Here is a 13,290-nt window from a genome sequence, read left to right as displayed (position 1 = left end):
AACTGTTATAATAAGGTTTCTCCGATAATGATTACTCCTTGAGTTGGTATGTTGCATGCAAACGTTGGAGGTGGTCCTTTTTTTGCATTTTTCATGGCAGTCATAATCGGTTTTAGAAAAAAAGAAGTAATGATTTCTCCCTTTCAAGCTTCTAATGAAGAAATAATTTTCATAATAATAATATGAGAACCAGTTTTTTTTTGATATTATAATATAGATTCTTTTTAAGCGGCAGAAAGCTTGATATACATAGTGCACGAAAAACTTTGCCTTTGTAGAGAGATAAGTACAACCTGATGGGGGACTAACATATGTATTCACTTTGGAAGCGTTTCGTTAAAAAAGATGCTTCTTCCGATGTAACAAATAGGATTCAGCATATTAAACAGTTTGATGTTCCTCAGCATATCGCCATCATTATGGATGGGAACGGCCGTTGGGCCAAAAAGCGTGCATTGCCACGTGTGGCAGGTCATCATGAAGGAATGAAAACCGTTCGTAGAATTACAAAAGTTGCCAATAAATTAGGGGTCAAAACTTTGACGGTCTATGCGTTTTCCACTGAAAACTGGAAACGTCCGAAAAGTGAAGTCGACTTTTTGATGAAGCTGCCCCAGGAATTTCTTGGGACTTTTTTACCCGAGCTCATTTCCGAAAATGTTAGAGTTGAAACGATTGGGGACTTGTCACTCATTCCGTCACATACTCAAAGTGCCGTTAAACGGGCAATGGAAGACACGAAAGACAATGATGGCATGATTCTGAATTTTGCCCTGAACTATGGAAGCCGTGGGGAGATTGTATCTGCAGTGAATAGCATCATTCAAGATGCTAAGAATGGTATAATAAAGGAAAATGTAACGGAGGAAATGGTATCCAGTTACCTGATGACCAAACATTTGTCGGATCCTGATTTACTGATCCGTACAAGCGGTGAAATCCGTTTAAGTAATTTCATGCTTTGGCAGTCTGCTTATACGGAGCTATGGTTTACTGAAGTGCTGTGGCCGGATTTTAGTGAAGAGCATTTATTGCAGGCAGTTGAGGAGTATCAAAAGCGTTCACGAAGATTCGGTGGCGTTTAATGTAGAAGGCGAGGAAAATGGAATAATGAAACAACGAATTATTACGGCGGTCGTAGTTGCCGCTATCTTCATTCCACTAGTCATTTTAGGGGGCACTCCCTTTTTACTGACGGTTTATCTGTTAGGTTCAATCGGTTTGTATGAACTGATGAAAATGAAAAAGTTACGTGTACTATCTTTTGAAGCAATTCTTTCTCACATATTATTGTGGGTGCTTTTATTGCCTAATGAGCATACCGCTTTTTTGGCAGAAATTAATTATGATAAAGTTCAAGTATTCTTGATCGGGGTTTTGCTGCTGTTACTTTATACTGTCGTTTCAAAAAACCGTTTTACCTTTGATGACGCAGGCTTTCTAGTGATTTCAATCTTATACTTGGGCATAGGTTTCTACTTCCTATTTGAAACACGTGACTCTCTGGGGTTGGGGCTGATCTATATCCTGCTTACCCTATTTACGATCTGGGCAACTGATTCCGGAGCCTACTTCATTGGTAAATCGCTTGGTAAAAGAAAGCTGTGGCCAGAAATAAGTCCAAACAAGACGGTGGAAGGATTTATCGGCGGGTTAATATCCGCGATGGTCGTGGGTGTTCTATTTTACGCCTTCTCCAGCCTTGATTACACGTTATTACAATTATTATTGATTTCATTAATCATTGGGGTATTCGGCCAATTGGGTGATCTCGTCCAATCGGCGTATAAACGTCATTATGGCGTAAAGGATTCAGGGAAGCTTCTCCCGGGACATGGTGGAATTTTGGACAGGCTAGATAGTGTGATCTTCATTTTACCGATTTTGCATTTATTGCATGTTTTATAAGATAAATATAGGCAAGTGTTATATGGATTAGGAGATGAACAATTTGAAAAATATCAGCCTTTTGGGCGCGACAGGATCGATTGGTCAACAAACGGCGGATGTAGTTAGGTCCCATCCAGATCAATTCAAGATCGTGGCGCTTTCTGCTGGAAAGAATATAGAATTGGTCAGGACTTATATACAAGAGTTTGAACCGAAACTGGTTTCAGTCCAGACGGAAGAAGATTATCATGTTTTGAAAAGTGAATTCTCCAACCGCAAAGATATCGAGTTCATGTATGGGGATGATGGATTGACTGCTGTTGCTGTTTATGGTCAGGCGACGATATTGGTCAATGCCGTCATAGGAAGCGTGGGTCTTTATCCGACACTTCAAGCAATAAAGGCTAAAAAGGATATTGCTATCGCCAACAAGGAGACGTTGGTGACGGCAGGTCATTTGGTCATGAGTGAAGCAAAAAAAGCGGGGGTCAGATTGCTGCCGGTTGACAGTGAGCATTCCGCCATTTTTCAGGCACTGCAAGGTGAAAAGGAAAAAAATATAGAACGTCTTGTCATTACTGCTTCAGGAGGCAGTTTTCGAGATCGGACCAGGGAAGAATTGAAGGATGTAACGGTGGAAGAGGCTCTGAACCATCCGAACTGGTCAATGGGAGCTAAAATCACGATCGATTCAGCATCAATGATGAATAAAGGTTTGGAAGTGATCGAGGCCCATTGGCTATTCGATCTTCCCTACGATAAAATTGATGTATTGCTACATAAGGAGAGCATCATCCATTCCATGGTTGAGTTTCATGACTCCAGCGTGATAGCACAACTGGGGACACCGGATATGCGGGTTCCGATACAATATGCACTTACTTATCCAGACCGTATTCCGCTGGCAGGTCGCAAACGATTGAACCTTGCTGAAGCAGGTAAACTGCATTTTAGGGATATGGATTTCACCAGATATCCTTGTTTGCAATTCGCCTATAAAGCAGGTAAAATGGGCGGAACGATGACTACTGTGTTGAATGCCGCCAATGAAGCCGCAGTCTCTGCATTCTTATCTGGAAAGGTAACCTTCCTTGAAATTGAGTGGTTAATTGAAAAAGCGCTGAATCAGCATTCCGTCATAGCCCTTCCAGATTTAGAAACGATTCAGGAAGTCGATAATATGACAAGGCAGTATATAGAATCTTTAGTGAAAGATAGGTGACCGGAACATGCAGACTTTAGAAACGATTATAGCGTTCATCATCATTTTTGGAGCTCTAGTATTTTTCCATGAGCTTGGGCACTTAGTGTTTGCAAAGCGAGCAGGAATCTTATGCCGTGAGTTCGCAATCGGTTTCGGGCCAAAAGTATTCACATATAAAAAGAAGGAAACCGTTTATACCATCCGCTTGCTTCCTCTTGGCGGTTACGTGCGCATGGCCGGTGAAGACGCAGAAAATATAGAATTGAAACCCGGCTATCGGGTGGGATTAATGTTCGATAATGATGAGAATGTTACAAAGATCATTTTGAATAATAAAGATAAATATCCTGATATTCGCCTTGTTGAAGTTGAAGTGATCGACCTTGATCATAAACTCATCCTTACTGGTTATGAAGAGGGCGAGGAAGATACATTAAAAACGTTTACCATCAATAAAGAAGCTGTGATTGTTGAAAATGGTGTAGAGAACCAGATCGCTCCTTTTGACCGGCAATTTGCCTCAAAGTCGCTTGGGCATCGTTTTCTGACGATTGTAGCTGGTCCTGCAATGAATTTCGTTTTGGCTTTTGTCATTTTTGTGCTGATCGGCCTGTTTCAAGGTGTCGTGGTGGATGAAGCGAAACTTGGTGAGTTGACTCCGGATGGTTCGGCTGTAAATGCCGGTTTAAAATCGGGAGATGTCATTCAATCCATAGAAGGGACGGAAGTCTCCACTTGGGGAGATGTTCAGGAAAGCATTCAAAAGAACCCTGGGCAAGAGATCGAGTTCGTCGTTGACAGGGAAGGGAAAACATTGGAAGTACCGGTTGTTCCACAAGAAGTGGAAAGGGAAGGGAAGAAGATCGGGATTATCGGTGTTTACCCTCCGGTTGAAAAAGCACCGGTTAAAGCTATACAATATGGTTTTACAGAAACGTACTTTTGGACAAAACAAATCTTCATCATCCTTGGTGATCTTGTAACGGGCGGATTTACGATCGATAGTTTATCTGGTCCTGTAGGCATATATAAATCAACTGAGGAAGTGGCGAAACAAGGTTTATTCACATTAATGAAATGGGCAGGGCTGCTCAGCATTAACTTGGGAATCATGAACTTGCTTCCTCTGCCGGCATTGGATGGAGGAAGACTGTTATTCTTTGTGGTCGAATTCTTAAGAGGGAAACCAATTGACCGTCAAAAAGAAGGGATGGTCCACTTCATCGGCTTTGCTTTGCTGATGTTATTGATGATTGTCGTTACTTGGAATGACATTCAGCGATTCTTCCTGTAAGACATGTTTGGACAATGCAAAAACAGGCCAGCAGAATTATCTGTTGGCCGTTTTCTTATCTGAAGGGATTTCCTAGTTTTTTATTCGTTTTGGGGAAATTGTTTGTTTTCTAGGGAAATCGTAAGTATAATCGAGAATGAGTATATTAAATTAGCTTTTCTGAATGACCGGAAAGTCTTTTTTTATGAAATGACCGTATTAAAATGTTGCGGTATCAAATTTACCGAAGCTGCAAGTAATTTAAAGGAAATATTGAAGAGGTGCAGATATGAAACAAAGTATGACGTTGATCCCTACATTGAGGGAAGTGCCTGCAGATGCTGAAATCAAAAGTCATCAGCTGCTATTGCGTGCAGGATTTATGAGACAAAATTCCAGCGGGGTTTATAGTTTTATGCCGCTTGGAAAAAAGGTGCTTCAAAAGGTTGAGGCAATCGTTCGGGAAGAGCTGGAAAATGCAGGTGCAGTGGAACTATTGATGCCGGCTTTACAACAAGCCGAATTCTGGCAGGAATCTGGACGCTGGTATACTTATGGTCCAGAGTTGATGCGGCTTAAGGATCGCAACAACCGTGAATTTGCGCTTGGTGCCACGCATGAAGAAGTGATAACCAGTTTAGTTCGCGATGAGGTGAAATCCTATAAGCGTCTTCCATTGACGGTTTACCAAATCCAAACCAAATTCCGTGATGAAAAAAGACCGCGTTTCGGATTGTTGCGTGGACGTGAGTTCATCATGAAGGATGCTTATTCTTTCCATGCTAATCAAGAAAGCCTGGATGCTGTATATAAAAATTTATTTGCGGCATATTCGAATATATTTAGCCGTTGTGGGTTGAACTTCCGTGCGGTCATTGCCGATTCTGGGGCAATGGGTGGTAAGGATACACATGAATTCATGGTCCTGTCTGAAATAGGGGAGGATACCATCGCTTATTCGGATACTTCCGATTATGCGGCCAATATTGAAATGGCACCTGTGAATGTAAAATATGAAAAAAGCAGCGAAGAACAAATTGCACTTGAAAAAATTCATACACCGGGTCAAAAGTCGATAGAAGAAGTTGCTTCATTCCTGAATACTGATGCAGTGAAACTAATAAAATCATTATTGTTTAAAGTGGATGAAAAGTATGTGCTAGTTTTGGTACGAGGAGATCATGAAGTCAATGATATCAAGCTGAAGAACTTCTATAACGCTTCAATCGTTGATTTGGTCGATCCAAATGAGACGAAGGAAGTCTTGGGGTGTGCAATTGGATCTCTTGGACCAATAAATGTCACTTCTGAAGTGGAAGTGATTGCGGATCTTGCCGTCGAAGCCATGGTTAATGGAGTTTGTGGTGCAAATGAGGAAGACCACCATTATGTGAACGTCAATCCCGCTCGTGATTTTAACGTGGCCAATTATATAGATCTTCGTTTCATCCAAGAGGGTGACCCATCTCCTGACGGAAACGGAAAAATTAAGTTTGCCAAAGGGATTGAGGTGGGCCACGTATTCAAACTAGGAACAAAATATTCCGAAGCTATGAATGCGACATTCCTGGATGAGAATGGACGGTCGCAGCCAATGATCATGGGATGTTATGGTATTGGGGTTTCCCGTACACTTGCAGCTGTCGCTGAACAATTCAACGATGAAAAAGGATTGGTCTGGCCAAAGGATTTAGCGCCATACCAAGTCCATTTGATTCCAATCAATATGAAGGATGAGGCTCAGGCTGCCCTGGCAGAAGAATTATATAAAGATTTAAAGGGACAAGGCATGGAAGTTCTAATGGATGATCGTCAAGAACGTGCGGGCGTAAAATTCGCAGACTCCGACTTAATCGGTCTTCCTGTCAGGGTGACTGTTGGTAAAAAGGCATCCGACGGAATTGTCGAAGTGAAAATCCGTAAAACGGGTGAGGTTCTTGAACTTGAAAGAGCTGAACTAACTCAAAAGCTTCACGAAATACTCGGATAATTTAAAAATGGGGGAACTAGGCATCATTCAATTGGATGATGCTTTTCCTTTTCATGGATTTGGATACTAGTGAAACATTCATGATATGTTATAATAGCCTCTGATATCAAAACGAAAATGATAGTGAATAATATCTAAAGAGATAGTAGATAGGGGAGAGAGGGAATGGATCAAAATCCAAATAGCGGTAGAGAGAGATTTCAACTCTTGCTCCAGCAAATGGACTTGACCGAGGATGCCTTTGTGAATTACTTCATAGGTGCCGAAATTGATAAACTCTCAATCGAGAGGGAGTCCAAAACATGGCATTTTGCCTTTAATATACCTGCATTGATTCCTTGCAGTGTTCATACAAGACTAGCTACTCAACTAGCAAGTACGTTTTCCCATATTGCGAAGGTCACATTCAACTTGAATGTGGCCAATCCGCAAGTGACCGAACAATTGGTAAAAGAGTATTGGAAAAACTGCATTGGCGAACTTGAAGGAATGTCTCCAGCACTGTTATCGCTCCTGAATGAACAAGTGCCAACCGTAAATGGATATAAGCTTATCGTAAGCGCCCGAAATGATACGGAAGCTGGTCAGCTGAAACGAAAATACTCCGGCATCATTTCGAATATCTACCAAACATTCGGTTTTCCCCCGTTGACACTTGAAGCGGAAGTGAAGGAAACCGTGTCGAATCCTGATTACCAAAAGTTTTTGGAAGAGAAACAAAAGGAAGACGCGGAAAAAGGACTTGCTGCGCTAGTGGAAATGCAGAAGAAAGAATCGGAAAAAGGCGGCGACGATGGCGTCTACGAAGGACCGGTTAAAATTGGGTATACGATTAAAGAAGATGCGGATTTCCGCAGAATCGAACAAATTATCGATGAAGAGCGCAGGATTGCTATCGAAGGATTCGTATTTGATGCAGAAGTGCGTGAGTTGCGAAGCGGACGAAGCCTGCTGACATTTAAAGTCACGGATTATACGAGCTCGATATTGGTCAAAATGTTTTCGCGTGATAAAGAAGATGCTGCCATACTTGCCCGAGTAAAAAAAGGGATGTGGGTACGTGCCCAAGGCAGCATCCAAAATGATACATTCGTACGTGACCTTGTAATGATCGCAAATGATATAAATGAAATTTCTAAACAAGGACGACAGGATAAGGCCCCAGAAGGAGAAAAGCGTGTAGAACTGCATATGCATACCCCAATGAGCTCGATGGATGCAGTGACACCTACTTCAGCGCTTGTTGCCCAGGCTGCAAAGTGGGGGCATAAGGCTGTTGCCATTACAGATCATGCAGGAGCACAATCATTCCCTGAGGCTTATAGTGCCGGGAAAAAGAATGGAATCAAAATCCTTTATGGCGTCGAAGTGAATCTTGTAAATGATGGTGTACCCATCGTTTATAATGAGGCGCATATCGCTTTGGCAGATGCCACCTATGTTGTATTTGACGTAGAGACGACGGGTCTGTCAGCCGTTTATGATACGATCATTGAATTTGCTGCAGTGAAAATCCGTGACGGTGACATCATTGATCGATTCGAGTCATTTGCTAATCCGCATCACCCACTATCCAATACGACGATAGAATTGACTGGAATCACTGATGATCTTGTAGAAAATGCTCCCGAAGTCTCGGAAGTTCTGGAAAAGTTCAAGGACTGGGCGGGCGATGCGATCCTGGTTGCCCACAACGCAGCCTTCGATATGGGGTTTTTGAATATAGGTTATAAAAACTTGGGTTATCCTAAAGCTTCCAATCCTGTTCTTGATACATTGGAACTTGCCCGTTTCTTATATCCGGAGTTTAAAAATCATCGGTTAAATACACTATGTAAAAAGTTCGATATTGATTTGACCCAGCATCATAGGGCCATTTATGACGCCGAAGCTACGGGTTACCTTATGCTGAAGATGCTGAAGGATGCAATGGAAAAGGAGATTACCCATCATGATCAACTTAATGACAATATGGGTAAAGGAAATGCTTACCAGCGTTCCCGGCCGTCACATTGTACGTTGATTGCGCAAACACAGGCTGGCTTAAAAAACCTTTTTAAATTAATTTCAATATCACACATCGATTATTTCTATCGTGTGCCTCGATTACCGCGCTCACAACTTAAAAAGTATCGTGAAGGAATCCTGGTCGGATCGGGATGTGATAAAGGGGAAGTTTTTGAAGGGATGATGCAGAAGGGTTTTGAGGAAGTCGTCGATATCGCCGAATTCTACGATTATCTTGAAATCCATCCGAAGGAAGTGTATCAGCATTTGATCGAGCTTGAATATGTACGGGATGATAAATCATTAGAAATGATAATTTCGAATATCGTCAAGCTTGGTGAAAAGCTGGACAAGCCAGTCGTAGCCACGGGAAATGTGCATTATTTGGATCCCAATGATAAAATTTACCGTAAAATCCTTGTGAATTCACAAGGCGGCGCAAACCCGCTGAATCGTCATAAGCTTCCTGACGTACATTTTCGGACAACAGATGAAATGCTGCGGGAATTCTCCTTCCTCGGTTCCGAGAAAGCCAAAGAGGTCGTGGTAACCAACACGAATAAAATCGCTGATATGATTGAAGAAATCAAGCCAATCAAGGATGAGTTATACACACCTAAAATTGAAGGTGCAGATGAAGAGATGCGTGAAATGAGTTACGGCATGGCAAGGAAGATTTATGGAGAAAACCTGCCGGAAATCGTGGAAGCCCGTCTTGAGAAAGAATTGAAAAGCATCATCGGCCACGGTTTTGCCGTTATTTATTTAATTTCTCACAAGCTTGTTAAAAAATCATTGAATGATGGTTATCTAGTTGGCTCAAGGGGATCGGTTGGATCATCTTTCGTTGCCACCATGACTGAAATTACAGAGGTGAACCCACTTCCGCCGCATTATGTATGTCCTGAGTGCAAGAAATCCGAATTCTTCAATGACGGTTCTGTAGGTTCCGGGTTTGATCTGCCCGATAAAGACTGTCCCGATTGTGGCATCGCTTATACAAAAGACGGGCATGATATCCCGTTTGAAACTTTCCTTGGATTTAAAGGGGATAAGGTTCCGGATATCGACTTGAACTTCTCCGGTGAATATCAGCCGAAGGCCCATAACTATACGAAGGTCTTATTTGGTGAAGAATATGTATATCGTGCCGGAACGATTGGTACGGTCGCTGAAAAAACGGCTTATGGATATGTAAAAGGGTATTCCTCCGATAATAACATCCATATGCGCGGAGCCGAGACCGATCGCCTTGTTGCCGGTTGTACTGGTGTGAAAAGGACGACTGGACAGCACCCGGGCGGAATCATCGTCGTTCCGGATTATATGGATATCTATGATTTCACACCAATTCAGTTCCCTGCGGATGACCGGAATTCAGAGTGGAAAACAACTCACTTTGATTTCCATTCCATTCACGATAATATTTTGAAACTTGATATACTTGGACACGATGATCCGACAGTAATCCGGATGCTTCAAGATTTAAGTGGCATCGATCCAAAGACCGTTCCTACCGATGATCCTGAAGTAATGAAAATATTCAGCAGTACTGAATCTTTAGGAGTTACCGAAGAACAGATCATGTGTAAAACGGGTACGCTTGGCATCCCGGAATTTGGTACGCGTTTTGTCCGGCAGATGCTTGAAGATACAAAACCTACGACTTTTTCCGAGCTTGTTCAGATTTCAGGCCTTTCCCACGGTACGGATGTATGGCTGAGCAATGCACAGGAACTGATCCACAACCGGATCTGTACACTAAGTGAGGTTATAGGCTGCCGGGATGATATTATGGTCTATCTGATCTATCAAGGTCTCGATCCTTCACTGGCGTTCAAAATCATGGAATCTGTACGTAAAGGGAAAGGGCTCTCGGAGGAATTCGAAGAGGAAATGAGGAAAAATGAGGTGCCGGAATGGTATATCGATTCATGTAAGAAGATTAAATACATGTTCCCGAAAGCCCATGCTGCAGCTTACGTCTTAATGGCTGTCCGGATTGCCTATTTTAAAGTGCATCTGCCCTTATTATATTATGCTGCCTATTTCACAGTACGTGCCGATGATTTTGAAATCGACGCCATGACACGGGGATCGCAGGCGATCAAAGCAAAAATGGAAGAAATCATGGTAAAGGGATTGGATGCATCCACAAAGGAAAAGAATACATTGACGGTTCTTGAACTAGCTTTGGAAATGTGTGAACGAGGATATTCATTCGCTAAAGTGGACTTGTACAAATCCAGTGCAGATCAATTCCTAATTGAAGGAAATACTTTGATTCCGCCTTTCAATTCGATCCCTGGTCTTGGAACGAATGCGGCGATCAATATCGTCAACGCACGGGGAAATGGTGAATTCCTCTCCAAAGAAGACCTTCAACAGCGGGGTAAAGTTTCGAAGACCATTCTTGAATACCTTGATAAACAAGGCTGTCTGGAGTCATTGCCTGAACAAAATCAGTTATCTTTATTTTAAAAGAGGAAACGGATTTCAAAAAGGAAGAAACAGACATGATATTTGCATAAATATCTTGATTATGGTATATTTTTATTGGAAATACTAAGAGGAACCAATGGCAAGAGTGGGGAAACCCACTCTTTCGTGTTGTAATGACCATTTATTTTGAATCCGAAACCAAGCGCATACAACGCACGTATGGAGGAAACAAATGAGTAAAAAGGTAACGGAAGTCGTAGAGGAATTAGCATTACCAATTCTTGAAGAATTGCAGCTTGAATTAGTCGAAGTGGAGTATGTGAAGGAAGGTAAAAGCTGGTTCCTTCGAGTGTACATTGATAAAGAAACAGGCGTAGATATTGATGATTGCGGAAATGTGAGTGAAAAACTCAGTGAAAAGCTTGATGAGGTTGATCCGATTCCACAAAATTATTTTCTCGAAGTTTCATCACCCGGAGCTGAAAGGCCTCTGAAAAAAGAGAAGGATTTCCTTAATGCTATCGGTAAAAATGTTTACATAAAAACATACGAGCCCATTTTAGATGAAAAAGAATTCGAAGGAATCTTAACCAGTTTCGATGGTGAAGAAGTGACACTCGAAGTCAGAATCAAGACAAGAAAGAAAACGATCGTCATACCATTCGAAAAGGTAGCCAAAGCAAGATTGGCGATTACCTTCGCTTAAGTCAAGCAAATCATTAATTTAAATATCCGTAAGGGGGATCACCATGGGCAATGAGTTATTGGATGCTCTCTATATTTTAGAAAACGAAAAAGGAATTTCCAGGGAGGTTTTGATCGACGCGATTGAATCTGCCCTTATATCGGCATATCGCCGTAACTTTAACCAAGCACAAAATGTACGTATCGACTTGAATCTTGGTAAAGGAACAATGCGTGTATTTGCCAGAAAAGACGTTGTTGACGAAGTGTTCGATTCGCGTCTGGAAATTTCTGTTGAAGAAGCAAGAGCAATTGATCCCAACTATCAGTTAGAGGATGTTGTCGAAATGGAAGTAACACCTAAGGATTTCGGCCGTATTGCTGCACAAACAGCAAAACAAGTCGTCACTCAAAGGGTGCGTGAAGCGGAACGGGGCATCATTTATGCCGAATTCATCGATCGTGAAGAGGATATCATGACTGGTATCGTTCAACGCCAGGATTCCCGATTCATTTATGTGAGCTTAGGTAAAATCGAGGCTTTGCTCCCGGTGAATGAGCAAATGCCGAATGAACAATATAAACCGCATGACCGCATTAAAGTTTTCATCACTAAAGTTGAAAAGACTTCCAAGGGTCCGCAAATTTTTGTATCCCGTTCACATCCTGGCCTTTTAAAACGTTTATTCGAAATCGAAGTGCCTGAAATTTTCGATGGAACAGTCGAGATCAAGTCAGTTGCCCGCGAAGCAGGCGACCGTTCAAAAATCTCTGTGCACTCCGATAACGAAGAAGTCGATCCTGTCGGTTCCTGTGTAGGCCAAAAAGGCCAGCGTGTTCAGGCCATCGTCAACGAATTGAAAGGTGAAAAGATCGATATCGTCAAATGGTCGGAGAATCCGGTCATTTTCGTTGCGAATGCTTTAAGCCCTTCAAAAGTACTTGAGGTCATTGTTAAAGAAGAGGAAAAGGCAACGACAGTAGTCGTTCCTGATTATCAACTCTCCCTGGCAATTGGTAAGCGTGGACAAAATGCCCGTTTAGCTGCCAAGCTTACAGGCTGGAAAATTGATATCAAGAGTGAAACGGAAGCTCGGGAAGCTGGTATATATCCTGTGGAAGAACAGGAATTCCTTTTGAGCAGAGATAGTTATGTTACTGAAGAGGAAACAGATTTCGAAGAGGATAACGAGTAATTCGAGGTGAAAAAAGATGAATAACCGAAAAAAAATCCCGATGCGCAAATGTGTGGCGACAGGCGAAATGAAGCCGAAAAAAGAACTCATTCGCATCGTTCGATCTAAAGAAGGGGAAGTCAGCCTGGATCCGACCGGTAAGAAATCTGGAAGGGGAGCTTATTTGACTCTTGATCGGGATGTTATCGAGCTGGCCAAAAAGAAAAATGTGCTGGCTAATCACCTTAGTACCCAAATCGATTCTTCCCTTTATGAACAATTGCTCGAATTAGTGAATAAGGAGAAAAACTAACACCATGACCCAACAACAACAATGGATGTCTCTATTAGGTTTGGCCAATCGAGCACGCAAGCTAATTTCGGGTGAAGAATTAGTGGTTAAAGAGATTAGAAGCGGTAATGCCAAAGTTGTTATTTTATCCGCGGACGCTTCAAAAAACACTGAAAAAAAAATATCTGATAAGTGCGCATTTTATCAGGTTCCTTTAAAAAGAGTCGAAAGCAGGTCATTGCTCGGCCATGCGATAGGTAAGGATGCTAGAGTTGCCGTCGCAGTTCTGGATGAAGGTTTTGCACAAAAACTCCGAACGCTGCTCGATTAAAT

10 protein-coding genes are annotated in these 13,290 nt (G+C 42.1%); all 10 read left to right on the top strand.

Translation table 11 applies throughout. The annotated features are described in order from the left end of the window. Positions 1 to 311 precede the first annotated feature (311 nt). The 10 genes from J7I90_RS03950 to J7I90_RS03905 all read left to right on the top strand — a co-directional run bounded on the left by J7I90_RS03950 (position 312) and on the right by J7I90_RS03905 (position 13,288). A complete protein-coding gene (locus tag J7I90_RS03950; protein ID WP_034313634.1) occupies positions 312 to 1,085 on the top strand; it encodes an undecaprenyl pyrophosphate synthase in 774 nt (257 codons plus the stop codon). A gap of 25 nt (positions 1,086 to 1,110) precedes the next feature. Beyond that, entirely contained in the window at positions 1,111 to 1,908 is a 798-nt protein-coding gene (locus tag J7I90_RS03945) for a phosphatidate cytidylyltransferase (protein ID WP_063596537.1), read from the top strand. A gap of 43 nt (positions 1,909 to 1,951) precedes the next feature. Next, positions 1,952 to 3,112: a 1-deoxy-D-xylulose-5-phosphate reductoisomerase gene (gene dxr, locus J7I90_RS03940; protein WP_214768503.1), complete on the top strand. Its 1,161-nt coding sequence runs from the start codon at positions 1,952 to 1,954 to the stop codon at positions 3,110 to 3,112. A gap of 7 nt (positions 3,113 to 3,119) precedes the next feature. Then, entirely contained in the window at positions 3,120 to 4,388 is a 1,269-nt protein-coding gene (rseP, locus tag J7I90_RS03935) for an RIP metalloprotease RseP (RefSeq protein WP_214768502.1), read from the top strand. Between the two features lie 268 nt (positions 4,389 to 4,656). Next, a complete protein-coding gene (locus tag J7I90_RS03930) occupies positions 4,657 to 6,357 on the top strand; it encodes a proline--tRNA ligase (protein WP_214768501.1) in 1,701 nt (566 codons plus the stop codon). A 165-nt stretch (positions 6,358 to 6,522) separates the two neighbouring features. Further along, positions 6,523 to 10,845, top strand: coding sequence for a PolC-type DNA polymerase III (locus J7I90_RS03925; RefSeq protein WP_214768500.1), 4,323 nt, complete (start codon positions 6,523 to 6,525; stop codon positions 10,843 to 10,845). A 193-nt stretch (positions 10,846 to 11,038) separates the two neighbouring features. Next, positions 11,039 to 11,512: a ribosome maturation factor RimP gene (gene rimP, locus J7I90_RS03920; protein WP_048684765.1), complete on the top strand. Its 474-nt coding sequence runs from the start codon at positions 11,039 to 11,041 to the stop codon at positions 11,510 to 11,512. A gap of 43 nt (positions 11,513 to 11,555) precedes the next feature. Beyond that, complete coding sequence (gene nusA / locus J7I90_RS03915; protein WP_095389885.1) at positions 11,556 to 12,686, top strand: transcription termination factor NusA; 1,131 nt, start codon at positions 11,556 to 11,558, stop codon at positions 12,684 to 12,686. 16 nt (positions 12,687 to 12,702) lie between these two features. Beyond that, complete coding sequence (gene rnpM, locus J7I90_RS03910) at positions 12,703 to 12,978, top strand: RNase P modulator RnpM (protein ID WP_034313617.1); 276 nt, start codon at positions 12,703 to 12,705, stop codon at positions 12,976 to 12,978. Between the two features lie 4 nt (positions 12,979 to 12,982). Next, the gene (locus J7I90_RS03905) at positions 12,983 to 13,288 is read left to right on the top strand and encodes a YlxQ family RNA-binding protein (RefSeq protein WP_034313614.1); all 306 of its coding nucleotides are present in this window, start codon (positions 12,983 to 12,985) and stop codon (positions 13,286 to 13,288) included. Positions 13,289 to 13,290 lie beyond the last annotated feature (2 nt).

Origin of the sequence: Bacillus sp. ISL-57, assembly GCF_018613135.1 — a bacterium.
Lineage (GTDB): Bacteria > Bacillota > Bacilli > Bacillales > DSM-1321 > Peribacillus > Peribacillus frigoritolerans.
The sequence above is the reverse complement of the archived record's forward strand: the minus strand, read 5'-3'. Positions and strand labels throughout refer to the sequence as shown.